This is a genomic window from Ruegeria sp. YTSB088, from assembly GCF_059609825.1.
This window is the reverse complement of sequence record NZ_JBXWMM010000012.1, coordinates 1-25452: the sequence shown is the minus strand read 5'-3', so window position 1 is coordinate 25452 and position 25452 is coordinate 1. Positions and strand designations below refer to the sequence as shown.

The 25452-nt window shown below is 56.1% G+C and carries 18 protein-coding genes and 1 pseudogene; 13 read left to right on the top strand and 6 right to left on the bottom strand.

Features of this window, described 5'->3' with window-relative positions; translation table 11 throughout:
- Positions 1-111: 111 nt before the first annotated feature.
- Positions 112-930: a sulfotransferase family protein gene (locus AC2FFA_RS17630; RefSeq protein WP_496852581.1), complete on the bottom strand. Its 819-nt coding sequence runs from the start codon at positions 928-930 to the stop codon at positions 112-114.
- Positions 931-1073: 143 nt separating this feature from the next.
- Between AC2FFA_RS17630 and AC2FFA_RS17625 the strand changes: the two genes are divergently transcribed.
- Positions 1074-2651 carry a DUF5928 domain-containing protein gene (locus tag AC2FFA_RS17625; RefSeq protein ID WP_496852580.1) on the top strand — a complete coding sequence of 526 codons (1578 nt, stop codon included), beginning with the start codon at positions 1074-1076 and terminating at the stop codon, positions 2649-2651.
- 391 nt (positions 2652-3042) lie between these two features.
- A complete protein-coding gene (locus AC2FFA_RS17620; protein ID WP_496852579.1) occupies positions 3043-6567 on the top strand; it encodes a flavoprotein in 3525 nt (1174 codons plus the stop codon).
- Here the strand turns inward: AC2FFA_RS17620 and AC2FFA_RS17615 are convergent.
- The 3 genes from AC2FFA_RS17615 to AC2FFA_RS17605 form a co-directional block, all read right to left on the bottom strand.
- Positions 6564-7727 carry a hypothetical protein gene (locus tag AC2FFA_RS17615; protein WP_496685692.1) on the bottom strand — a complete coding sequence of 388 codons (1164 nt, stop codon included), beginning with the start codon at positions 7725-7727 and terminating at the stop codon, positions 6564-6566. The genes AC2FFA_RS17620 and AC2FFA_RS17615 overlap by 4 nt on opposite strands.
- 20 nt (positions 7728-7747) lie before the next feature.
- Positions 7748-11023: an adenylate/guanylate cyclase domain-containing protein gene (locus AC2FFA_RS17610; protein WP_299900286.1), complete on the bottom strand. Its 3276-nt coding sequence runs from the start codon at positions 11021-11023 to the stop codon at positions 7748-7750.
- Positions 11024-11131: 108 nt separating this feature from the next.
- A complete protein-coding gene (locus tag AC2FFA_RS17605; RefSeq protein WP_496852578.1) occupies positions 11132-12025 on the bottom strand; it encodes a LysR family transcriptional regulator in 894 nt (297 codons plus the stop codon).
- Positions 12026-12127: 102 nt separating this feature from the next.
- On the opposite strand from AC2FFA_RS17605, the gene AC2FFA_RS17600 reads away from it, so the two are divergent.
- From AC2FFA_RS17600 to AC2FFA_RS17575, 6 genes and pseudogenes are all read left to right on the top strand, one after another.
- On the top strand, positions 12128-13570 hold the full coding sequence (locus AC2FFA_RS17600) for an aldehyde dehydrogenase family protein (protein WP_205511855.1): 1443 nt from the start codon (positions 12128-12130) through the stop codon (positions 13568-13570).
- Positions 13570-14544, top strand: a complete 975-nt coding sequence (locus tag AC2FFA_RS17595) for a membrane dipeptidase (protein ID WP_496852577.1) — start codon at positions 13570-13572, stop codon at positions 14542-14544. The genes AC2FFA_RS17600 and AC2FFA_RS17595 overlap by 1 nt, the downstream gene beginning before the upstream one ends.
- 4 nt (positions 14545-14548) lie before the next feature.
- Positions 14549-16237: a hypothetical protein gene (locus AC2FFA_RS17590; RefSeq protein ID WP_496852576.1), complete on the top strand. Its 1689-nt coding sequence runs from the start codon at positions 14549-14551 to the stop codon at positions 16235-16237.
- Complete coding sequence (locus tag AC2FFA_RS17585) at positions 16234-16863, top strand: DUF3726 domain-containing protein (protein ID WP_496852575.1); 630 nt, start codon at positions 16234-16236, stop codon at positions 16861-16863. The genes AC2FFA_RS17590 and AC2FFA_RS17585 overlap by 4 nt, the downstream gene beginning before the upstream one ends.
- An 11-nt stretch (positions 16864-16874) precedes the next feature.
- A complete protein-coding gene (locus tag AC2FFA_RS17580; protein WP_496852574.1) occupies positions 16875-17891 on the top strand; it encodes an Ldh family oxidoreductase in 1017 nt (338 codons plus the stop codon).
- A gap of 63 nt (positions 17892-17954) precedes the next feature.
- Positions 17955-18251, top strand: a pseudogene (locus AC2FFA_RS17575) (transposase); the annotation flags it as partial.
- A 61-nt stretch (positions 18252-18312) separates the two neighbouring features.
- On the opposite strand, the gene AC2FFA_RS17570 reads toward AC2FFA_RS17575, so the two are convergent.
- Together AC2FFA_RS17570 and AC2FFA_RS17565 are read right to left on the bottom strand one after the other, a co-directional pair.
- Positions 18313-19530 (bottom strand): HlyD family secretion protein, encoded by a 1218-nt coding sequence (locus AC2FFA_RS17570; RefSeq protein WP_496852573.1) that lies wholly within the window; start codon positions 19528-19530, stop codon positions 18313-18315.
- A complete protein-coding gene (locus AC2FFA_RS17565; RefSeq protein WP_496852572.1) occupies positions 19527-19907 on the bottom strand; it encodes a hypothetical protein in 381 nt (126 codons plus the stop codon). Before AC2FFA_RS17565 ends, AC2FFA_RS17570 begins: the two co-directional genes overlap by 4 nt.
- Before the next feature lie 396 nt (positions 19908-20303).
- Between AC2FFA_RS17565 and AC2FFA_RS17560 the strand changes: the two genes are divergently transcribed.
- The 5 genes from AC2FFA_RS17560 to AC2FFA_RS17540 all read left to right on the top strand — a co-directional run bounded on the left by AC2FFA_RS17560 (position 20304) and on the right by AC2FFA_RS17540 (position 24638).
- Positions 20304-21311 carry a helix-turn-helix domain-containing protein gene (locus tag AC2FFA_RS17560; RefSeq protein WP_496852571.1) on the top strand — a complete coding sequence of 336 codons (1008 nt, stop codon included), beginning with the start codon at positions 20304-20306 and terminating at the stop codon, positions 21309-21311.
- A gap of 152 nt (positions 21312-21463) precedes the next feature.
- Positions 21464-21754, top strand: coding sequence for a hypothetical protein (locus AC2FFA_RS17555; RefSeq protein ID WP_496718691.1), 291 nt, complete (start codon positions 21464-21466; stop codon positions 21752-21754).
- Positions 21755-22156: 402 nt separating this feature from the next.
- Entirely contained in the window at positions 22157-23539 is a 1383-nt protein-coding gene (locus AC2FFA_RS17550; RefSeq protein ID WP_496852570.1) for a cytochrome ubiquinol oxidase subunit I, read from the top strand.
- On the top strand, positions 23539-24540 hold the full coding sequence (cydB, locus tag AC2FFA_RS17545; RefSeq protein WP_496852569.1) for a cytochrome d ubiquinol oxidase subunit II: 1002 nt from the start codon (positions 23539-23541) through the stop codon (positions 24538-24540). The genes AC2FFA_RS17550 and cydB overlap by 1 nt, the downstream gene beginning before the upstream one ends.
- On the top strand, positions 24537-24638 hold the full coding sequence (locus AC2FFA_RS17540; RefSeq protein WP_496718694.1) for a DUF2474 family protein: 102 nt from the start codon (positions 24537-24539) through the stop codon (positions 24636-24638). Before cydB ends, AC2FFA_RS17540 begins: the two co-directional genes overlap by 4 nt.
- Positions 24639-25452: the final 814 nt, after the last annotated feature.

Sequence of the window (25452 nt, the reverse complement as noted above, 5' to 3'; positions counted from 1 at the left end):
GCTGAGGCAGCATTTGGCTTTGGGCCCGGCGCCGCGCAATGCGCGGCGCCGGGCCCAACCAGAGGAGATGTTTCGCAAGAAATATCGACGATGGGCGGAAGCACCCTACCGTCAGCCGCCCAACTTGGCGTGAATTTCGTTCAGATCAATTTCGCCGATCGGCATCTTGTTGGCCGGGTTTTCGAAGTCGTATTTGAACAGCTCGAAATCCTGCTTGTACATCTCATAGACCAGATGCATCGACAGATCGTCGAAGTAATCCTCGACCGGATGCGCACGTTTTGGTCCGTGGCCTTCTGATTCATTGAACCGTGGGATCTCGGACAATGTAACCGAGTGCTTCAGCTCGACATTGTCCAGAACATACTGCATCCCGTCGTTGAACGCTTCGGTCCAGAAAATCCGGTCATAATGACCGCCGTTCACGATGAAAGTAGACACGTGGCCTGACATCGCAGACCAGTGAATGTCCGGGTCCATCGGACGCCGCCACCGGATCGTATCGCGCGCAAACAACAGAAACCGGCGGAAGCTGGCGATCTGGTCAAACTCTCCTTTGCCGTCGTCACCGCCCACTTCGATCCCATAGTTGTAGATCAGCGTCGGAACCAGATTGCCGCGGTATCGCTTACCGTTGCGCTGAATGCCGCAGATCTTGTCAAAGAATGAGCTTAGGATGCGGGTATAAGGATTGCGCACGCAAGTAAAAGAATACGACGCGTGATTGCGCACATTGTTCGATATCAGGCCCTGACTCTGATCAAACGCCCATTTATGCATGCCGTCCTTGGCGTCATGGATATCACCATCGAAAAACTGACCATGGTCCGAATAATACATGATCTGACCAATGGTCGAGCAGGCACATTTGGGCACCACACGGTACACCATGCTTTCGCTCTCGGTCATCCAGGTACCGGGAAACCCCATCTGCTGCGCCTCCTTCGCTGGCCTGGTCTCGATCCGATACACCAGCTTTTGGTAACAAAGAACCAAAATTATTCTGTTTATTCAATCGTTCATCCTCAGTATCACGGTTGAAATCAGGCAGAAACGGATATTGCGTTATCTCTATGGCAAAAGTCGCCTATATATTGCTGTGTCACAAGGACCCCGAGGCCATCATTGCTCAGGCCGAACAACTGACTGCAGCTGGCGATTGCATGGCCATCCATTTTGACGCCAGCGCCAGCACCAAAGCATATGAACGCATTCGGTCCGCGCTGGATCAGAACCCCAATGTGACCTTTGCGAAAAAGCGCGTCAAATGCGGCTGGGGCGAATGGTCTCTGGTGCGGGCCACGCTGAACGCCCTGCAAGCCGCCGTCGAAACTTTCCCCCGCGCCACTCATTTCTACATGCTGTCCGGTGACTGCATGGCGATCAAAACGGCAGAATACACGCACCGTTTTCTGGATGAGCACGACAAGGATTTCATTGAAAGCCACGACTTTTTTGCCAGCAACTGGATCAAGACCGGCATGAAGGAAGACAGGCTGATCTATCGCCACTACTTCAACGAGCGTACGCAGTCCAAGCTGTTTTATGCGGCTTATGAAATGCAAAAGCGCCTTGGTCTGACACGGGACATCCCCCAGGACATTCAGATGATGATCGGCAGCCAATGGTGGTGCCTGCGTCGCAGAACAGTCGAAATGATTCTGGATTTCCTGCGTCAGCGCCGGGATGTGATACGGTTTTTCTCGACCACGTGGATACCTGATGAAACCTTCTTTCAGACCCTGGTGCGCCACCTGATCCCGAAAAGCGAGATTGAAAACCGAACGCTGACATTCCTGATGTTCTCGGACTATGGAATGCCGGTCACGTTCTACAACGACCATTATGACATGTTGCTGGGCCAGGACTATCTGTTCGCGCGCAAGATCAGCGCAGAGGCGCTTGAGCTGAAAGACCGTCTCGGCTCGCTGTATGCGAGCGAGGGTGTTGATTTCCCTGTCTCGAACGAGGGGCGCAATCTGTATGCGTTTCTTACCGGTCGAGGGCGCATCGGCCGCCGGTTCGGACAACGCTTTTGGGAGGCTGGAAGTACGCTCGGCCCTGAACGAGAACTGTTTGTGATCGTCTGCAAGAAGTGGCATGTCGCCAAACGTCTTGTCGACCAGATCGCGTCGGAAACGGACATCCCCTGTGTTGAATACCTGTTCAACGAAGAACATACTTTGCTGCCGGAATTGGGCGGGATCGAATCCACCTTGGCCAAGCGTTCCCGTCACCGGCGCGCCGTTCTGGGCCTGTTGTTCGACAGTTTCGGGTCAAATCAGCTGTCGCTGTGCCTAGACCCAGCCAATCTGGACGCACTTGAGGATTTTTGCAGCGACCAGGCCAAAACCCATGTGCTTGAGATCGAATGCGAATACTCGGACGAATATCTGATCGGCCACGCGCGTCGCGTCGGGCTTGCCGGAGACAACAGTCCAACGGAAACCGTTGCATCTCTGCTGCCGACTCTTCGCAACGATCTGAGTTACGAATCCGAACAGATCCGTGCCGCTCGGCTGGGCAATTACCTGCGCCTGCGGGAAACGGCACCGCGCGCCGACAATGAAGCGGTTATTGCCAAGTTTCTTGGGGTCGACGAAAAAACAGCCCAGGCCATTATGCGGTTGGACTACCTTTTCCTCGACTAAACCAAAAAAAGCCATTCATTGATTGCTACCTGCGAGCAGGCACCGTTGGCCCGTGCATTCCATATCTCGGATGGCAAATGTTCCGCCACGCAAGGCACCCTCAGCCCCTGTAACTGCACTCGTGATTTTTATTCAAAAATCAGATACTGTGCAGCCAATTGGGCCATTTTGTTCAAACTTTTTCCGTCAGCAATACGGCCCTTGCCAGGAAAAGCACGGAAAGCAGACAGGTCTTTTATTCTGAATGGCCGGTATCTGAGCTTCGAAGAACCAGAAAAACTGGCTGATCGAAGATTGAAGTATTGAAACGCAACTCCGGGGGGAAACAGTTGTGCCCATAGATCAAATTTCAAAATCAAGATCATACATCCCAAATGACGCAGACTGGAAGGTGATATATGATGTCCTTCCGGGGAACCCAGCCGTAATCAACCCGCATTTCGAGTGCATCGAGGTGACCGGAAACACGGTTCTGCCAGCGAACGGCATGTATATCGTGCTGCGCGGCGTGGTTCAGTTGCGCCAGAACGGAAATCCATTGGCCAGTGCGGATGTCGGCGATTACTTCTATGAAGAACACCTGCAGATCTCGGATATCCCCGTCAGCCTGGAAGCGCTTGCGCTGGACGGAACCCGGCTGGCGTACCTGTCCAGCAAGAACTGGCTTCAGATACCAGAAAGCATCCGGCAACCCTGTTTTGCAACGATGTTTGGTGATCTGGTCAGCGTTCAGTTGCATAATTTTCAACAGCCAATCAATTGTTGCAGTGTCACCGCGGCCGCCCTCAGCATGTCGGCGCTGGGGTTCAGCTGCGAAGTGAATGACATCTTCCGCGAATGCGCATTGCCTTCGTCATTTGTCGTGAACGATGGAATCTCGCTGGGCGAGCTTTTTGACGTCGCCTGCACTTACATCCACACACAAGGGCTTCGCGAGAGGGTTCAGGTTCAGGCCTATTTCATGGACGCAGACACAACCAGTGTGCCGCTGTTGCTTGAGGCGATCGACGAATCCAACCGCCTGGGCGGTGACAACGACATTCTGGTGGCGAATTTCCAGGTCGGTGTCGCCCATGGCAAAGACAATATGCTCGGCGGCCACTTTGCCGTCATCGCCAAGTGCAACCCAAGCACGGGGCTGGTGCATATGATGGATGTGCATCCTGAAAAATACGGCAAGCTTTGGGTAACAACCGTGGAGCGGTTGTGGCAAGCCATGTCAGATCGAGACGGAACCTCGATGCGGTCCCGCGGCCTATTGCGGTTTTCGGCAAGGGCAGCGGTCAAGACGCATCTGAAGACGTTCAAGCAGCGGTGCAATTACGTCGACAGCACGCGTTACCTGGCAAAAGATCCCAAGAAACGCCGCAACCTGTTCCGCCGGGCCACGCCCAATATGAACTCATTGGGTGTGTTGGCGGAAAGCCTCGCCATTCACGGCGACAACAGAGTGGACGAGGACGAGCTGCTGCGGGCGACAGAGGCATCGTTTACGGATGCCGTCAGCCGGGTCGCCACTGCCGAAGACATGCATGACATGGCGCAAAAATACCTTAGCCAGTCCGAGAACGTGCATCTGAGCAGTTCGTTTCAAAGCTTTGAAACCCGTAACGATACATCGATCCAAACCCCGCAAGACTGGTTCAAGGCACTCTTGAAAAGCCTGAACACCAACAAAGATCGTCACCTGATGATCAATATCGATTTCAATCGCGTCACCGGGATCGAAGCGATCCGCCCGCCGGACAACGTGTACCGGGAAACCGCCCTGCTGGAAGAGTTCTGGTGTCTTTGCATTGCTTATGACGAGGACCAGGACGTTGTCACCATAGTCGACATGAGCCCTGCGACATCGCAGGTCTGGCAGGCACCGCGCGGCAACATCTTCCGCGGGTTGCGCGATCTGGAAGACCCCGCATTGGTGATGATCGAAGAGATCGACCCGCCCGAAGACCCAAGCGATGTTGCCAGTATCATCAAGCACAATAAGATGGTTCTGTTCTACGAAGATGAGGACCCCTGGTCCTACATGCTGCGCAGCGTTCTTTCGAATATCGGGGCAACAACCGTCAAGCAGATCGATGTGGGTGGACGCGATCCCAATATGATCAGGATGCGGCGGCAATTGGTGACACTCGGCGAAAGACCAGATCCGCCATATTTGTTTTTCAAAGGCGGGTGCATCAGCAAAAGCGATGAGCTGGAAGACATTGTGGACATGATCAGGGCCGGTGAATTGCAGGCTAAGATGCGCACGGAAGGGTTGCCTGTATCAGAGCTGAATGAGACCCCTAGCCTTGAAAAGAACCCGTTCGGCTATCCCAAAGGAGTTATGAATCAGGTCAACGCCGGCAAGCGAAACGTATTGTTGTGCGCCTGCGGGTCGTCGGCGGCAGACAAAATCCCGGAACTCGTCGAACGCATCGTCGATGCAGGGCATAACGTGAAACTGATCCCCTCCGTCTCGGCCGAGAAGTTCTTTCGCGATTTCGGGGCCGAGCGGATCGACGCCAAGATCACCCATCATGACTATTATCGCGACGATGATGAGTGGAATTTCCGCTACTTGAAATTTGACATGCCGGTGCGGGCATCGCATCTGGCGCTGTGCGACTGGGCCGATTGCGTCATCGTGGCGCCCATCACCTGCAACACGATGGGCAAAGTGGCCAACGGTATTGCCGACAACCTTCTGACCTCGGTCTTTGTGGCGTGGCAGTATCAGAAGAAACCGGTGATCCTTTGCCCCGCCTGCAACACGAACATGTGGAACAACATCACCACGCAGAACAATGTCGACAAGCTGAAAACGCTGGGTGTCGACTTCATCGGGCCGCGCGAAGGTCGCCTGTCAAACGGCCGGATGGGTATCGGCATGATGGCAACTCCGGACCAGGTCATGGAAGCTTTGGCGGACGCCTTCGAGGAGTTGGACGATCAAAAATATCGCGTCTGCAAATGGGCGCGCGAAGCTGCCGCCGCCGATGACATCAACGAATGGAAACGCGTGTTCCGCGCCATCGACGAAGAGATCGTCGGCGTCAACATCGTGGACGAAGCCCATGGCGATTCCCTGCTGCACTATGCAGCCGGTGGTGAAGGTGAGCTGAACGAAAGCGGCCATGATCTGGGCAAGCCGGATTATGAAGCTGCTCAGGACCTGATCGATCGTGATATCGACGTCAACATTGTCAACGATCACGGGTTCACGGCATTGCATGTGGCGGTGATGAACAAGGCGCCGAAGATGGTCGAGATTCTGCTGGGTGCTGATGACATGGATGCGACCTCGTGCATCGAATTCGTTCAGGGCATGCAGATCGAACCCGAAATCCGAACCATGCTGGACGCTTGGGCGCAAGATCACAACCTGAAGATGGCCGACCCTGAACAGGATCGTGACGAAAGCTTCGTGGCCGTCAAAGAACCCTCTTACCTGTATTTCACCTATGGGTCCCTGAAGCAGGGGTTCCCCAATCATGACGCACACAGCAAAGTTCTGAACGACTTCGTGGGAATGGCGCGCACCCGGCAACCGATGCCCCTGATCATCCCGAAGGAACCATTCTGCGACAATCCCAACTGTGGGTATCTGCATCGCATGGCAACGCTTGTGGATCAGCAGGGGATGGGCAAGCAAGTGGGTGGAGAAGTCTACCGTGTCACCGAATCCGGCCTCAGCGAACTGGACCGGCTGGAGGGGTATCACGGCCCCGGCTCACCCCAGAATGTCTATGTCCGCAAGAAGATCAACGTCGTCGTCGAGGGTGTAATGAAACCTGCCTACGCCTATGTGATCGCGGATCCGGAAAAGTACCTGAAAAGCTGGCGCGAGGGCACATCTGAAGTGGTAAGCGACTACACGCTGGATATGGCGCAGGGCGAACCCAAACCCGGGTTTGAACCCGTGGTCTAGCATTCTTGCGTGCTGATCGGTGGCGGTTCGGAACTGTTCTTGATGCTGAGATTATAGGCCGTGATCGCCACCATGCACAGCAACACGAAAGGCCAGAAACTGGCCTTTGGAATCAGGTTGTCCCGATAGTGGATGATCCGCAGCGACGGCACCGCCTCTGAGGCGAAAAGGTAGGTATTGATCGAAACCGCCAGCAGCAAGAAATACATAAGGAAAAAGAACGACTCCATGTAGATCACAGGTGAGCCTGCAAATCCTTCGCGCAGCTGCACATGGGCCAGCAGGATCACGAAGAACAGAACCGAACAGGTGCCGATCACGCTGGACGTGCTGAAGTCATGTCGCTCCACCAGACCCTCGCGGCGCGTGACGGTCATGACCGCACCGAACAGCAGCATCACCACAACAAGCAATGGAATCATGTGAACGATGAACGCGTTTGCGAAATTGCGCTTGATAACGAAGTTGTAATGCAACTCGGGTGCGTTGGTTTGGTATGCGTTCTGTCGTATGCCCAGCGTCGTATCCAGATTTGACAGCTTGTAATCGAAATAGGTGTTTTCACGCTCCCACGTGCCCATCACGATCCGGTTGTCGATCCCAAAGATGTCATCCGGTCCGGTCGCCGGATAAGCCTCAAAGTCGGGCACCAGCGCGACATTGACCTCAAAAGAGGCCGGCCAGAACCGTACCCAAACCGTTTTGTGATCGAAGGGGTAACTGGTGTAGTCGAAGCTCTGGCGCAGAGTTTGTTCGAAATACCAACCAATCAAAACGCCGTCGGGTTGCGGCAACCGATAGGCCTGTTCGATAAGGCCGTTTGCCGTATCGACCGCTTCGGGCAGAAGAAACCCAGCCTCACCTTCGGCAGGAATGATCGCATCATGTTCACCTGCTTTGTAGTGCTGCCAGATATAGCCGGTAAGCTGTATATCGCTGGCGCCAAGAAAGCTGAAAGACTTTATGAAAATCCCCGTTCTCAAACGGTAGTCCGGTGCAACGTCCAGCTTGCACAGATATGCATCTACCGCAGCCTGATCAGGCAGTTGTGTCGGGTCTCCTTCGAAATGGTTCAGTTCGATCCAAAGCTTGAGCAACAAAGCGGCCAACCCAAAGGTCAGCAAACCCGAGATAAGCCACACCTTTCTTTCGACGCTCATTCAGCCACCTGCCTTGCCGCCTATTCTGCCAGAAAATCCGCTCGGCCCAGCAACGATTGCGTGATGCCCATCGCCGCAAACTGCTCATTCAGATCGGCAAATCCGCTATGCTGTGACGGTGGGATATTCTGCTTCCCGCTCTCGGCCAATAGTCGTGCTTGACGAATGGACAGGTCAACCATTGGCAAAGGCTCATTCTTGGTGAACGCGGCAAGCCCATCCGCATATTCAATTGCGGCATCCCAATCACCGCGCGCCAGCATGACAACGCTGGCATCGGGGTAAAAGTGCAAATGGCTGTGGCCGACACATCCCTCGGCGATGATCTCAGAGCCCAGCTTCAAAAGGCGTGTTTGCTCATCCGGGTCCGTTTCGGCCATCGCAAGGGCTGACAGGGCCTTGGGTCCAACAAAACTCCGGCCATGTTCAAGCGCAATTTCGACTGCTCGCAGACCAGTTTCACGTGCGCGCCCCGCTTGACCGGCATACACCTGCGTTCTGGCCAGGTGTTCCAACGCCTGCGCTTCAAGGCGTTTTGCCCCCACGCGCTCTGCGATTTCGGCAGAGACACCAAAGGCTTCAAGCGCACGGTCGAGACTGCCCAGAAAGGTCTCGGCCACACCAAGGCATGTTTGCGCGACGCATTCCGGAACGAAGGCAAAATACGTCTGCGAGATTTCAATCGCCTCGTTGGCATCTGCTCTGCCCTGCCCGACATCCCCCGTATAGCTGCGCGCAACACTGAGATTGTGCAGGTTGGCCGCAAGGTCTCGAACCAGCCCTTTTTCACGCGCCCGTTCAACGGCTTGAGTGTAGAATCCTGTCGCCGTCTTCATCGTGGCATTCATGAAATTGGCGTCGCCAAATCCACTTAGGGCGCCGACTTCCAGACGAGCAGACTCGAGCTTGCGAGCCAGCGAGAGGGCGCGTTCGTTGGCCTTCAGCGCTTCGGTGTTCCGACCCAGCGGGAAGTAAACGTTACCGCGCACGTAGTTTATCTGAGCCACATCTTCTTCAGACCCGCAGCGCTCTGCCGCTGCCTCAGCAATGTCGAGCGCTTCCAGCGCGTCCTGATACAGGCTTGCTTGCCGCGCCGCCTGCGCCAACCCGGTATGCGCCCTCGCGACTTGTTCATCGGTTTCCGCCAAACTGGCCGCGTCCTTGAACTCCTCCAAGGCTTCGTTTGACAACCCCTGCAACCGATGCGTTTCACCCCGCGCGCACAGCAGATCAAATCGGACACCCGCCGGGGACGGCAATTCCAAAGCACGCTCGATCAATGGGCTGGCGTCGTCGAACCGGAAGGCTTGGATCAATTTATCCGCAGCCTCCAGATAGGCTTGCGCTGCGTTATTGGCTCCGGCCCGGTCCAGATGTTGGGCGCGCAAGGTGGCATCTCGATCCTCAAACCACTGAGCCGCCTGTCGATGCAGACGGGCCCGTTCGGATTTGACCAAAGTGGCATAGGACCCGTCCCGGATCAGCGCGTGGGCAAACATGAGATCAGGTCCGGCCTCTCGGATCAACGCCGACCGGATCAGGTTACTTGTGTCCAGATGTCCTTCGCCCAGAATGAAATTCAGAACTTCGGGCGAGAACCTTTGACCCAGAACCGATGCGGCCTGAAGGGCGGTTCGACTGGTGCGATCCAATGCATCCAATCGCGACTGGACGATACCTTGAATACTTCCGGGCACACTTTCCTGCTTGAGTACGTCTGTGTTGCGCAACAGCTGTTCCAGAAACAACGGGTTGCCGCCCGCCCGTTGCACACATGTTTCCAGCAAGTCCTGATCGATGGCCCGGAACTCTTCGACCAGTTGCCTGACATGCTCCTCTCCCATAGGCGCCAGTTCCAGCTTTGACACCAGCGCGCCGTCCGTCGCCATCTGCCAGTCCCTGTCGATCGGATCGCCCTCGGCCCGACTGGACATCATCAACACACAGGGAATATTCCGCGTCGCTGCGGCGATATGCGAACAGGCCGTCAGGATGTCAGGGGTCGCCCAGTGGATGTCCTCAATCTGAATAAGCAGGGGCGATTCCTGGCTGCTGGCCGAAAGCAGTTCCTCAAGAACCTGACGCCGACCCCGCAGGCGGGTCTTGTTGTCCATCACGGCATAGACCTCGGCCAGACCCGGGTCTTGCTCAAGCTCAAGCAAGGCATTGAGATGCGCGGCGTTGGAAGGACTGACCCAGCCCCTGCTGATCGCGTCTTTTGCGACAGCCGCCCCTGTTTCCGCCCCATCCGACGCTTCAAGTCCCAGAATGCTGCGGGCGACGGTCTGAATCGCTGAATGACCTTCGCGCGCACCGAAATCCACCACAACGCCGTTGTGGATCGTGTAGGACAGGCTGGTGGCCAGTTCCGCCACCTGCTCGGACAGGTGGGTTTTTCCAATTCCGGGTTCGCCCAGAACGATATGTACTTCACCTTTGCCATGGCGCTGGCACCGGTCGAAAGTGGCTGAGAAAATCGACATCTCACGCTCGCGCCCAATGAATTTGTGCCGTCTCGTTCGAATGTTCCTGGCCAACCGGTCCAGACGCCAGACCTCAACCGGTTCGTTCAGCCCCTTGATCGCCTTGACCCCGATGGAGTCGCCCACGAACAACGGACCCAGCGCGCGTTGAATGTCATGTGAGACCAGCGTTTCCCCTGCCGCTGATATGTCCGTGAGACGGGAGGCCAAGTTTACGCCATCTCCTGTCACCGTGTATTCCGTATGTGACTGGCTGCCGGTTGAACTGGCAATGACCTGACCCGAAGAGATGCCGATATGGCAGGAAAGCGGCGGCGATAACGTCGGAAGAACCGCGTGAATTTCAGCCGCAGCGCGTGCTGCCCTTTCCGTGTCGTTGGTATGTGAGATCGGCGCCCCGAAAACAGCCATGACCGCATCACCAATATGCTTGTCGATGCGACCCCCGTATTTTTCGACCACATTGTCCACTTTGCTGAAGAACTGATTGAGCAGCGCGTGCAGATCCTCGGCATCCAGTTCGCTGGAAATTTTCGTGAACCCGGTCAGGTCAGCAAACATCACCGTGACCTGCCGCCGCGCGGGTTCATGCGGTGCCGTTGGTTCAGGCTCTGCCGCGGTGTGGGCGGAATCAAGTTGCTCGATAGCACGCAACAGCCGCCGACGATCGCCGACAGCAGTAACACCGATTTCGATCAGATCCTCTGCCGTCAAATCTGGCAGAATGGAAAAGTCGATCTTGTTGTCAATGAAGGCCTGCGCGTACTCGTTCAATCCATTTGCGCTCAACCAGCCCCTCAGGTCTTGAGACATATCGCCCCTCTGAAGTCCCCCACTTCAAGCGGGAACCTAGCATGGCAGCGGGCCCGAGTCTGCAAAAACCAAATTAATTCGTGATTTTGAGCAGGGTTAATCCATTTTTCATGCGTTCACCTGGCTTGCATTTCCAAACCCGCTCGACAGGACAAATGAACGGCAGGCCTCGGAGATTTCTCGAAATCGCGCTCTTTCCCTTACATAAAGATACACCTCGCGCCTGTCCGGCAAATCCGTAATCGGACGAAAGGCAACTGCGTCCGGGATGAATTGCGCGACGGTCTGCGGCAGGACCGTGATCCATTGGCCTGCTCTGACCGTCGTGATCAGGGAATGCGTGTTGTGAATGGTAACCTCGGCCCCGTCCAGAATCTCTCTAAAAGGCGCGGACTCGATAAAGTCACACAGGGCGTTTCGAACGAAAGGCTCAGCCACCAGATCCGAAATGGCTGGCGGTTCTGCCCGTGTCATCAGCGGATGATCGGACGCTGCAACCAACCCGAAGCGATCCTGAAACAGCGGCTCTGCACTGACCCCGTTTAGTGGATGATGGCCGGACGCAATGCCGATATCAGACGTGTCGCCGGCAACCGCATCCAAAACCTGCTGCGAATCTCCGTCACGCAACTCGATCTTCAGGCCGGGAAAGCGAGAAGTCATATGATCCAGCAGGGCAGGAAAGACCAACGCCCCCACGGACGGCACCGATACGATACGGATCAACCCATGCTCGGCCTGTGCCGCCAGTTCAATATTCTGAACGGCCTGGTCAAAATCCCGCACCTGTTTGAGTGAGAGGTCAAGAACTTGCTGACCCAGCGGCGAAAGGTGGTTTTTCCGTTCCCCTTCAAACAGCTTCTTGCCCAGATGCTCTTCGAATTGCTTCAGCATCATTGAGACGGCAGATTGTGTCCTGCCCAGACGGCTGGCTGCCTCGGCAAGATTTCCGGTTTGTGCCACGGTGCAAAAGCACCGCAGCATTTCTACTTTCACGGCCATACTTCAATCTTTCTGAAGTTTACTAAAGTTATTTGAGTTTGACTGATATCGCCAGCAAGTTCCATTCTTTCGCAAACTGAACTTACGTAGTTGGGGCCTGACGTGACCAAACTGAATCTGATTGCCGGCGAATGGCTGGCGGGTGAAAGCGAAATTGAAAACCGCAATCCATCGGACCTGAGCGATCTGGTCGGTATGTTCGCGCAGGCCAGTGCCGATCAGCTTGAGGCAACGCTGGACCAGGCGCGTGTGGCACAGTTGGAGTGGGCTGCCTACGGGTTAGAGCGCAAGCAGGCCGTACTGAACGCCATCGGCAACGAACTGATGGCCCGTGCCGAGGAACTTGGCACATTGCTGAGCCGCGAAGAAGGCAAGCCGCTGGCCGAAGGCAAGGGCGAGGTTTACCGTGCCGGTCAGTTCTTCACTTACTATGCTGCCGAATGTCTGCGACAGATCGGTGAGAACGCCGATTCCGTGCGCCCGGACATCGAGGTTGACGTGCGCCGCGAGGCTGTTGGCGTGGTTGCCATCATCAGCCCGTGGAACTTCCCCACCGCAACGGCCTCGTGGAAGATCGCCCCGGCGCTTTGCTATGGCAACGCGGTTGTGTGGAAACCCGCCAATATCACCCCTGCCTCGGCCGTGGCACTGACCGAAATCATCACGCGGCAAGACATCCCCAAGGGTTTGTTCAGCCTGGTGATGGGCTCGGGCCGTTCCATCGGTCAGCGTCTGGTGGAAAGCCCCAAGGTCAATGCGATTTCATTCACCGGATCGGTTCCCGTGGGTAAAGGCATTGCTGCTGCGGCGATCCAGAACCTGACCAAAGTGCAGATGGAAATGGGGTCCAAGAACGCGCTGGCCGTGATGGACGATGCCGATTTGGATCTGGCGGTGACGCTGGCACTGGGCGGGGCCTTTGGTGGTACCGGTCAGAAGTGCACCGCTTCGTCGCGTCTGGTCGTCCACGCGGGCATCCATGATGCCTTCGTCGAAAAACTGGTGGCCGGTGCACAGGCCATGAAGGTTGGCCACGCGCTGGAGGACGGGGTTCAGATGGGTCCGGTCGTCAGCCAGCAGCAGTTGAATGAAAACCTCGCCTATGTCGATCTGGGCAAATCCGAAGGCGCCGAACTGGCCTGTGGTGGTCAGCGGCTGGAGATGCCCCATGACGGTTTCTACATGTCGCCGGGCGTATTCCTGAACACCACCAACGATATGCGCATCAACCGTGAAGAAATGTTTGCGCCTCTGACATCCGTCATCAAGGTCGGTAGCTATGACGAGGCGCTGAGCGTGGTCAACGACACGAATTTCGGCCTGACCTCGGGCATCGTGACCAAGTCGCTGGCCCGCGCCACCCATTTCCGTCGCAATGCACGCACCGGCGTCGTGACAGTCAATCTGCCCACCGCTGGTACTGACTATCACGTGCCTTTCGGCGGTCGAGGTGACAGCTCGTACGGACCACGCGAACAGGGCAAGGCGGCGGCTGAATTCTACACGACCGTCAAAACCGCCTATATCAGCGCGGGCCCTGTCTGATGCGAATCGACGGCCTGCAATATGCCAACTGGTCGGAAAAGATCTTCCGCCAATTACGCGAAGGGGGCGTGGACGCGATCCACGTCACCATCTCCTATCATGAGAATTTCCGCGAAACGGTTCTGAACTTCGAGAAATGGAACCGCTGGTTCGAGCAATACCCGGACTTGATCATGAAAGGCCGGTGGGCCAGCGATATCGACACAGCTCGTGAAACAGGCCGAACCGCAGTGTTCTTCGGATTTCAAAACCCGTCACCCATCGAAGACGATATCGGACTGGTCGAAATCCTGCACGATCTGGGCGCGCGGTTCATGCAATTGACCTATAACAACCAATCCCTGCTGGCGACCGGTTGTTACGAGGCCGAAGACACCGGCATCACACGTATGGGCAAGCAGGTCATCAAAGAGATGAACCGCGTGGGCCTTGTGGTCGACATGAGCCATTCGGCAGACCGTTCCACGATCGAGGCGGCTGAAATCTCGGACCGGCCCATCGCGATTACACACGCCAATCCGCACGAATGGTCCCCGGCCCTACGCAACAAGCGGGAAGACGTCATCCGCGCGGTAACGGAAAAAGGTGGGATGCTGGGTTTTTCGGTCTACCCTCACCACCTGAAGGACAAGTCCGATTGCACGCTGGAGAGCTTCTGCGAAATGATCGCCCGCACTGCCGATAAATACGGGGCCGAACACCTGGGGATCGGTACTGACTTGTGTCAGGATCAGCCCGACAGCGTCGTTGAATGGATGCGTGTGGGGCGCTGGACGAAAGAAATCGACTATGGCGAAGGCTCGGCCTCGGCTCCGGGCTTCCCACCAATGCCGGGCTGGTTTCAGGACAACCGAGACTTTGGCAACATCGAAAAAGGGTTACGCGCGACCGGCCTGAACGATGACGAAGTGGCCGGGATCATGGGCAGGAACTGGTATCGGTTCTTTGCCGAGAACTTCGTCCCACAAAGGTAACCAAATGGAACCACACGCGCAGACAGAGATCGCCAGACGTGACCCAGCCACGGTCATGCGGCTGTCACGGTTGGGATCGCTACACCAATGTCGGCTAAGCTTTATGCGGCAACTGACCCGCCGCATGGCCGAAGAAAACTGGAGCTTTTCACGTCCCGCGTTTGAAATTGACGACAGAGGTGTAGGTCATGCGGTCTATACCGCGCAAGGCCCCGATCGGGCATATTCGCTGGTCGCCTTTGCCCACGACCTGCCACCCGAACAACGATCCGACCGGGTGATCGCCGAGGCCTGGGATGCCACCTTCACCTTGTTTGACGGCATTCCAACGGCGAAAGATATCGATCGTCTATCGCAGAACGTTCCATTGCAAGAAGCCGGACGTGTCAGCGAAGCCGAACTGTCCCTGTCCCGAGCCAACCGTTCCGTGCGGCTTTGGGCTCATGTGGTGGATCGTCTCGCGGCGGGGCAGCAACCCGATCTCGAACAGATCTACAAGGTCGGCTATCTGATGCGGACCACGGCAGTTTATGGGTCAGGCAAATTTGGCGCAGCAGACCGTGAAAAGACAGCCTGCCGGGCTGAAGTCAGCGGTCCATTCCAGATCGAGATGCTGTCGGTCTATCTGACCCGCGCCTTTGTGCGCGATCTGGTGCAGCATATGGCGCAGGTCAAAGGCGGGGATCGGACCGCAGAGCTTGATCCAGACATCGCCCGTTGGTTGGGCATCGGAAATTCGACTGGTCTGGGTATGGCTCCATTCATCGTCAATCACCCGGTGTTGTTCAACAACTGGATCATGGTGCGGGAAGAGGCAATCTCGCGCGTTCGGTCCATTGGGGCGGCTTCGGTTAAGGAGGCCCGCAGATTCCGCGATATCTTTACGCGCAGCAAACAGTCAATCGCATGGTGGCAGTCTGAGCATCCCGTTCAGATTAGAAAGCTGGCGGCCCTGAATTCGGATCTGCAAAAAATCGAAGAGTATCTGGCCAAGGATGACCTGACACAGGACCACCCCTGGAACCGTCTGATCTGTTGGTCCGAAACCACGCTGACCGAAGAAGGCCAAGAGCTGCTGGCCTCTCTGATCCTTGAACCTTATGGCACGCTTGTTGACGGGCTTGCGAGTTGCATGGCGGACACCAACACGGCCGCGCAGGTGATTGATGGGAAAATGCCGGTATCGGCGGTGCGTGCGTTGATCCGGAACAGTTTTGACTGGGCCCAGAACCTTGATTGGACCGCCGCCGAAAACTGCGCGCGCGCGTGGTACGTATCCGAAGAAAAGCTGGAACCCCGACTAGGGGAACGGTTCGAAGAACCGATCTCGGATTATGAACAACCTCTTGCACCGGCACGGGATGCGACCTTGGCTTTCGAAGCAATGCAGGACTGGCCTGATGACACTCCGATAGCAGAGTTTCTGTTGCGCCATCCGGAACACCGCCATACCGTGCGCCGCGCACAAATCAGCGGCATCGCACCGTACGGTGAAATTCGTGACAACACGATCAGCGCGCAGGTGATGCCCATTGATATGCTGCGCGCCAAACTGTCCTTCTTTGGTGCAACGCATTTTGACCCGCGTTCGGATCGGTGGGTGCGTATCTGCATGTATGCAGGTGCACCCTACCCGGATGAGCTGAACACCGGGAACGCCGATCTTTGGGTTTATCCGGAGGTTGTGCAATGACCTTCTCGTTGAACGAAGTAGAAGCCACCGCCAAACGCGCAACCCGTGGGGCCGGATATGCCTGGGGTGTGGCGGAAGAAGCCGCAAAAGCAACCCGATGGCTGTGCGCCCAGGGGTTCGACGGGCCCGCGATCTTGGCTCAGCTGCTCCGGCGCGAATTTGCACCCGGCCTGGAACATCACGTTCCAGAGGTCCAGAACGGTATGTGGACCGGTGAACAGGACCTATGCCCGCTGATGACCGGAACGGCTTTGTCGGACTCTCCGACTGCGCTGTCCCAAGGCGCGGTTTCGGTTTCAAACGTTGCCGCACCGCTTCTGCTGCTTCCCTTTGTCGCCACTATGGCTAAAAGGCGAAAGACAATCCTGGAAGTCACGATCGACGGTGTTTCCGCGAAAACAGATGGTATTCATCTAAATTGTGAAGACTTCGGAACGGACCAGGCTGACCGTGTCGTGATAGCCGAAGTTGACCACATTCAATCCGCTCGTTCCATGCATAGCCGCGCTGCTCCAAATCCTGAGGCCTGGCAGCTCCTCAACACCGTGGCGCATCGCACCTACGCTCCCGCAACTGAAGAATCCCGACTGCTTGGCGCTGGTTCAGGCTTGTCAGACAACGATTGAAGGATGATCCGATGACTGAAACCAGAACTCTCTCGCTTGCCGAAATCGAAGAGCTGTCATTCAATGCGCTGGTTGCCGCCGGCACAAGCGAAGAAAACGCACGCCCTTTGGCTGTTGCCACAGCCGCGACCGAGGCAGACGGCGTTGCCAGCCATGGGCTGGCGTATATCCCGATCTATTGCGAGCATGTTCAGTGCGGCAAGGTGGACGGTCAGGCAAAACCGGCCCTTGAAACCCAGCGTCCCGGCCTCGTCCGGGTCGATGCCAAAACCGGGTTTGCACATTCGGCCATTGATCTGGGTTTTGAGGCGTTGATCCCGGCGGCACGAGAACAGGGTATCGCCGCATTGGCAATTACCAACAGCTACAATTGCGGTGTTCTCGGCTATCACACTTATCGGCTGGCCCAGGCAGGGCTGGTTGGATTGGGGTTCACCAATGCGCCAGCATCCATCGCACCTTCGGGCGGATCGAAACCTGTTGTTGGTACCAATCCGTTCTCCATCGCTGCACCGGGTACGGATGGTCAACCCGCGCTGCTGATTGATCAAAGCGCCAGCACCATCGCCAAGAGCGAAGTGATGAAGCATGCACGGGAAGGAAAGGCCATTCCCGTCGGATGGGCGCTGGACGCTGACGGGAACCCGACAACGGACCCTAACGTTGGTCTGAAAGGCAGCATGGCCCCTTCGGGCGGCTACAAAGGCGTGGGTGTTGCTTTGCTGACCGAAGTCATGGCCGCTGCCCTTACGGGATCAACACTTGGGTTGAACGCTTCGCCTTTTTCCGGAACTGCCGGTGGCCCCCCAAAGACCGGGCAGTTTTTCATTGCGATTGATCCCGCAGCGTCGTCCGGTGGCGCGTTTTCGAACGCCATGGCGACTTTGGTTGAATCGATCAGAGCTCAGGACGGTGCGCATCTGCCCGGCGATGGCCGCCGCATGAGCCGACTTTCATCAAGCAAAGCGGGTGTCGCAGTGAATTCCGCAACCCTGTCAAAGATTGAAGGAATTATCGGGTCAGACTAGGGTCAGGCTGCATTGATTTTCGGTGCGCCGCGTGATTCTCGGCTGTCAAAACCGAGCGGTGACCTGAGCGACCTTTGTTGGCTAACCGACGAGCAGATGGCGAAGCGCGCGCCCTTCTTCCGGAAGTGGCGCGGCAAGCCTCGGGGTGATGACAATCGGGTGTTGAGTGGGATTACCTTCATCAATCGCAATGGTTTGCGCTGGCGAGATGCCTCTGGCAAATACGGGCCTCACAAGACGATTTGCAGCCGATGAAAGCGTTGGAGCCAGAAAGGCATCTTCGCGCGGATCTTGGCCGGTCTGACCACCGTGCACGGCGAAGAGAAGACGGTCCTGATTGACGCAACCTACGTAAGTAGTGGAAGCGGCTCCCAACGTTAGTCGGGAGCCGTGTTTATTGAATAGGGGGGTCTTTGGGAAATCAGGCGTGTCCACCACCGATCAAGCCGATACCAGAGGTCAGACCGAACCAAGCTTTCACCCGTAGACCAACCGCCTTGATGATACCCATGGCCTGAATCCCGTGGGCGACAAGTGTTCCTTCCATTTCGCCTTCAAAATTGGTGGTGTAGGATTGGACGATGCAACCGCTACCTGGCACCAGAAGATCGCGGTGCTCTGGATGCACCAGATCGAGATGCACAACGATCTGACCCCGTTTCGCCTTTTCACTGGGTTCAATCAGGCGACCGCTGGGCGCAAGCTGACCGGAAGAAATCTGCTCCTGAATTCGGACGATCCTTGCCGGGAGAACAGTATTCCGCATCGAGATGTTGAAGTTGCTTTCGCACGCCACCTCTGCGGCCATTCCCTCGTACAGTTCGGTGCGAGAAACCTGCGAGAAACCAGCAACGATACGTCCTTTCTCTGCATCTTTCCGTTCCGGTACAATCAGCATGGCTGGGCTCATTGCGGCTTGCGCTGCGCGCGAACCAACGTTCAGGGTGACTTGTTCAACTACACCGTCGACTGAGCTGAGAGTCAGAGTTTTTGACAGCTCCACTTGTGCCTGCTTCAACGATGCACGCGCTGATGCAAGTTGGGCGGGCAGAACAGCCGTTGCCTGAACTTGTGCCACACCAAGTTGCGTTTCAGCAGCCTCAACCTCTGCCTCTCTTGTGCTCAAGGTTGACTGGGCTCGTTCCAACTGGCTCACTTGAAATGCCGCCGAGCCTTTTGCTTGAAGTGCCTCGTGATCCATAAGTACCAATTCGGCCTGCTCTCTGGCGGTGATCGCGGCATCTAGAACGGCCTGCGCGGTCTGGACTTGCAATTCAGCAGCCAGTTTCGCGCTTTCTATCTCTTCAACTTTGCGAGTCGCGAGTTCTACGGCGGCTTGTTCAGACGCGTTCTCGACGGCAAACAGCGGATCGCCCGGTTCTACCCGATCACCGCCCTTTACAAAGATATCTGTAACGGTTCCACCGTTCTCGGCAACGACCGGAACAGTTCTGAAAGGCACGAGACCAGTGTAGGATTTGGGGTAGTAGTAGAACACGGCAAAGAACACGATCAGGGCCAGGACGAACCACATGAAGAGCGCCCGGTGAACATTGTACAGGGTAACTGGCAGCCCGCGCCATTTCAGATAGATCACGCGCAGGACAAACGGAAAAGATGTGACGAGAAGCTCAATCATTTTACCAACTCCTCTTTCGATGGACGCCACCACAACATGAAGTCGCGGGCGATTGCGGTCAGGATTAGGGCGCCCGGCAGTAGACTGCTGAAGTGGCTCAGGGCAGGCATCAACTCATACGCCAAGGCGACAGTGAGCATCGTCGGAATTGTTGTGCGCAGCGGAGTGCCGATTGACTTGTGTTCGGTGTAGCGTTCGAAGCGCGCATAGAGGTGTACGACCAACAGGATCGCAAGGGCGAGAACGACCAAGCCGACCCATGCATAGGTGTCGGTTTGATTGGGCGCGACCCACCATCTGGGGTCGCCGCCAGCGGCAAACGCCGGAGTTGAGATGACGCCAAGTATTGGCGCCATCAGGTACGCGGGTGGTTTCATATTTCAGCTCCTTTTGCAGCGCAGCCAAGCTGCGCGTGTAGATTTTCAGTGTCTTGAAACGTCAATTCTCGGTTGGTTGTTGTGCGGGTTCCGATGGCTTTTCCTGCGGGGCGTAGGGTGGATCCCAACGACGCCCGTTCGGTGTTTTCTCGCCAAGTGACGAAGTGCGCAGACCGTGGATGTTCCCCCCGGACCACTCTTGTTTGGCGGAGTTTTGGATTGCCCTCAGTAAGCGGTAGTACCTTGCGTAGTAGATCATGGTCGTTTCCTTTCTGATGACCCGGACCTAACCGTCATCGCACCAGCGATCCTGAGGGTTCTGGACATTTGTTGTTGGCTTCTGGACAATTGCAGTGACTGCAGGGAGTTGCGTGCAAGTTAGGGGAGGACGTAACAGTGCCACGCATTAGCGCTTACAGACTGCAAAACGTTGGGCTGCGTTATTCGCAAGAACCTGGCGCGCGAATTCCGTTTCCTGAAGTTCTGGAAATGGCTGGAGCGCCTTCGGATGTACTCGACAGCCCCGACGCCACTGTCGAGTTGCTTCATGAGGCGGGCGCGGTTGAAACTGCGTGCCGGGTTTTGGAAGATAAAACCTTTGCCGCGCGGGTCGGGCTTTCGGCGCAAGGTCCCGGGACACTTTTGGCTTACATCGTACGGGCAGCCGAAACGGTGAAAGGCGCGCTGGTACTCACGCAGCGCTTTTATGCAATGCAGGACCCTGACCTGCGCTTAGACGTCGTGGGTGCACCTGATGAGCCAAAAATCACTCTGGAGAGCAGTGTTATCCCGGCGCATCAATACCCTCGCCACCGTGAAATGCTGATATTCGGTCTTTATAAGCGAGTTCAACAAATCACCTCTGGCGGGCTTGCAGCAATCTCTATCGAGTTGGAAACGGACGATGCCGAGCACTGCCGGCTGCTGGCCGAATTGGCCGGATGTGAAGTCTTAGGCTTCAAGTCCGGATACGCCTTGGCTTTGCCCCCAAACGGCATGAGCTTTCGGATACCAACGGCAGACCCCACCTTATTGGGGCATTTACGTAGGCACGGGGAAGAACAACTGAAGGCGCAGCCTGATGCAGTCCGTAGTCTGTCCGACCGTATTGTGGGCATGCTCGGGGAGCGTCTTCCCGGACCGATACCAAACGGCGACGATATAGCCGAAGAGCTTGGACTGACGCGGCGCACTATGACCCGGCACCTGTCAGCCGAGGGAACAAGCTTTAAAGCACTTTTAGAGGGGGTGTTGTGCGACCTGTCCAAACGGATGCTTCGTAGTGGTGAGGGTGTTGCCCGCGTTGCCTTCATGCTTGGATTTGCGGATCAGGCGGCTTTTTCAGTGGCATTCAAGCGATGGACAGGTGAAACGCCAGCCAGGTTTCGTAAAGCTGGCCGCTAAGTCTGCTGACCGCTGCAGCGCGCGGGGCCGTAAGATGTCCAAGATCCACAAAACCTTGTCCTGTCCCCAATAGAAAGCAGGCCATGGGGTCACCTAGTTCAATGGCACACAGCAGCCGCGGTGGTTGCTGACCCAGAACAAGGATGAACCCTATGAAAACCTCGAAGAAATTCTTTATCGCCCCGATCTCCGGCGCACTTCTGATCACCATGGCAGCCACAGCTCATGCTGATTATGTCACTGATAAAGCGATCAAAGGAGCGGTTGTCGGTGCCACTGTCGCCGGTATCGCTGGCGAAAGCATCGTAGGTGGCGCGGCCGCCGGCGCTGCGGTTGGTGCCGTGGGCGGTGCGATCCAGAAGGACAATTTCGAAGACGCGCAGGACGAAGCTCAAGAACGTCGCGACGACTTCAAAGAAGAGCATAAAGACTGGAACGACTAAAGCTCGAACGCCAACGAAACAGAAATAGGAGAAACACAGCCGAATAAACTTGACCGGTCAGCCTGCCTGCTAGCATCCAGACGCAGTTTGACTGACCATCCCGCACAGAACTCGCACAGTTTCTGATAGGTTGCCATCCGGCTCACAAACGAGCCGGGTGGCAACTTTGTTTGGGGCGCTTGAACACCAGCCGTGCCCTGACTCCGCGTTTCAAATTCCGCTTCCTTTCTTGCCCTTCTGACTTGGGTTTGTCCAAAATCCAAAAACAACCGTCCAGAACCCAAACGAACTGAAACGCCCTCCGCCCCAAATCCTGCTCATCTGAATAACATCGACGAGCTGGCAACCGAAGCAACCCTGGTGACTGCCGCTCTTTGTAATCCGACGCCAAAGGAAACGGCAATGAACCTACTAGCAAACTTTGACGCAGAGACCCTGGCACGCATCCAGTTTGCCTTTACTGTGTCGTTCCACATCATCTTCCCGGCCTTTTCCATCGGCCTGGCAAGCTTCCTGGCCGTCCTCAATGGCCTTTGGCTTTGGCGCAAGGACAAGGCTTACCTCAATCTCTTCAACTATTGGAAAAAGATATTCGCTGTCGGCTTCGCGATGGGTGTCGTGTCCGGCATCGTGATGTCTTACCAATTTGGCACGAATTGGAGCACATTCTCGGATACCGCCGGGCCTGTGATCGGGCCCTTGATGGCCTACGAGGTGATGACGGCCTTCTTCCTTGAGGCAGGCTTCCTAGGCATCATGCTTTTCGGTCGCGAACGCGTGGGTCCCGGCTTGCACATGATGGCCACGGCGATGGTTGCCCTTGGCACGCTGATATCGGCCACGTGGATTCTTTCGGTCAATTCTTGGATGCAAACCCCGGCTGGGTTCGACATCAACGAACTGGGGCAGTTTATTCCCGTTGACTGGTGGTCGATTGTCTTCAATCCGTCCTTCCCCTACCGCCTGACACACATGGTTCTTGCCGCTTACCTCACCACTGCTTTCGTGGTGGCCGGGGTTGCGGCCTGGCACTTGTTACGCCGCAATCGCACGGCTGAGGTCACCCGAATGTTCTCGATGGCAATGTGGATGGCCGTTCTGGTCACCCCTCTGCAGATCGTCGCGGGCGACCTTCATGGTTTGAACACGCTGGAGCATCAACCGCAGAAAGTGATGGCGATGGAAGGTCACTTTGACAGCCACCCCGAAGGTGCACCGTTAATCCTGTTCGGCATTCCAAACGAAGATGAAAAGCGCGTGGACTATGCCATCGAAATCCCGAAACTATCCTCGCTGATCCTGAAGCATGACCCCAACGCACCGCTTGACGGGCTGGACACTATCCCCGACGACGAAGAACCCCCGGTCGCGATTGTTTTCTACAGCTTCCGCATCATGCTCTCAATCGGCTTTGCAATGCTGGGCGTCGGTTTGTGGTCGCTTGTTCAGCGTGTTCGGGGCCGCCTCAACGAAGATTGCTGGTTGCACCGGGCATCGGTCCTTTTGGCGCCCAGCGGATTTGTGGCGGTGCTGGCCGGTTGGATCACCACCGAAGTGGGGCGCCAACCTTACACGGTGTACGGGCTGATGCTGACATCGGACTCCCTTTCCCAAGTGGGTGCGCCTGCAGTTGCGGCGTCTCTGATTGCCTTCATCGTCGTGTATTTCGCGGTATTCGGAGCGGGAACGTTCTACATGCTGCGTCTCATGGGAAAACCGCCTGTCGAAGATTTCCAGCAAAGTCGCAATCCCATTGGAATCTCTAACTTGGCGGAGGCAGCATAATGCTTGAGCTCTCGACAATCTGGGCAGGCATCATTGCCTTTGCCGTTCTGACTTATGTGATCCTGGACGGTTTCGATCTTGGAATTGGAATCCTCTTTCCATTCGCGAAAACCGACAAAGATCGCGATGTCATGATGAACTCGGTCACGCCTGTATGGGACGGGAACGAGACCTGGCTGGTCATGGGGGGCGGAGGTTTGTTCGCTGTTTTCCCGCTGGCCTATTCTGTTGTGATGCCTGCGATCTATATTCCCGTCATCATCATGCTTCTTGCGCTTGTCTTTCGCGGTGTTGCCTTCGAATACCGATGGCGAACGGTACGCGGGCACTGGCTTTGGGATATAGCGTTTCACGGTGGTTCAACCGTGGCTGCCTTCTGCCAAGGTATCACGCTTGGCGCGCTGGTCCAGGGCATCCCGGTCGAAGATCGGCTGTACGCAGGTGCACAGTGGGATTGGCTGACGCCGTTCTCAGTCCTAACGGGTGTGGCTTTGGTGATCGGGTATGCCTTGCTGGGCGCGACCTGGCTCAATATGAAAACAACGGGTGGAATACAGCACCAGATGCGTTCCTATGCACGTCCACTGATGCTCATGACGCTCGGGTTGATTGGCCTCGTCAGTCTTTTGACCCCGTTCCAAGATCCGATCTATCTGATCAGATGGTTTTCGTGGCCCGGTGTCGTTTTCTCTGTGTGTGTGCCGGCTGTTGTTGCTCTCATTGCTTGGATGCTTCATCGCGGCCTGAAGACACAGCGCGACTATCAGCCTTTCTTCTGCGCCATTGCCTTGTTCGTCGTGTGCTTCATTGGCATCGGGATCAGTTTCTACCCCTATATGCTACCCCCAAGCCTCACGATTGCCGAAGCCGCAGCGCCGGGCAGCAGTTTGGCCTTTGCTCTGGTCGGAGCCGTCATTCTGCTGCCTGTGATCCTGGCCTACACCGCCTACACCTACTGGGTTTTCCGCGGAAAGATCGATCCAGAGGAGAGCTTCCATTGAAACTGCTAAAGCAAGTTTTCTGGTTCAGCGCAATCTGGTTCGGCAGCGTCTTGTGCTTAGCCACTGTCGCTTACGTAATCAGGTTGTTCATCACTTGAAATAGCAAGGATACCAATGCTTGCGCCTCGGTATGTGCAGTTCGCGCAAACATTAGTCCAAGCGCCGAAAGATACTCCGTTCCAGCTTACCAGATTCCCAATAACACGCGGCTTGCTGGGTCGTTTCATATTTAACAATTCAAAGGGGCTGTGATGTTCTCTCGTCCAGAATCAATGTCGTTGCACTGGGATCAGACCGATTCGGCTTTGCCCACTCCACCTAAGCAAAAGAAATGTGGCGCTAGCCGCTCGTCTGGCATATTGCCAAAGTTGCTAACTGGGCTCCTTGCTGCAGGGCTCGCGACCTTCGTTCTGTTGCCCTTCACCTCGGCCCTTACAGGAACTGTCACGAAAGACCTGTCCCCTATTGTGGAGATGTTACTCGCCCTGCTCTCTGCGCTTGTCGTTTTTTCTTCCACGGCCGCAATAGTACTGAAAGGGTCAACACTTCGGGCCGTCTTCGGCCGAGGATTGACCTCTCTCGGCGCGGCGCTAATCATTTCGCCCGTAGGGATCGCGGTCCTGTTCGCACAATACCTACAAGACTGGGTATCAGTCGTAGCAGACACGTCTATCGAACAGGCGGGAAGAACAGCGGCATCCCTGTTTGGCGGTCTGTTCGCCATCAATGCCCTCGCAATGGGATTGGCTTTAGGATGCTTATCTCTGCTACTTGGGATCAGGCTAATGCAAAAGCGTCCAAAACCACTCTTTTCGCCTTAGGCGAGTGAACTTCCGCTTTGGGCTCGGTGCGGTCATTCGGTGTATTGGGTTCAATGTCTGCTCTAGCGGCAAAGCGACCGGTCACTCGGCA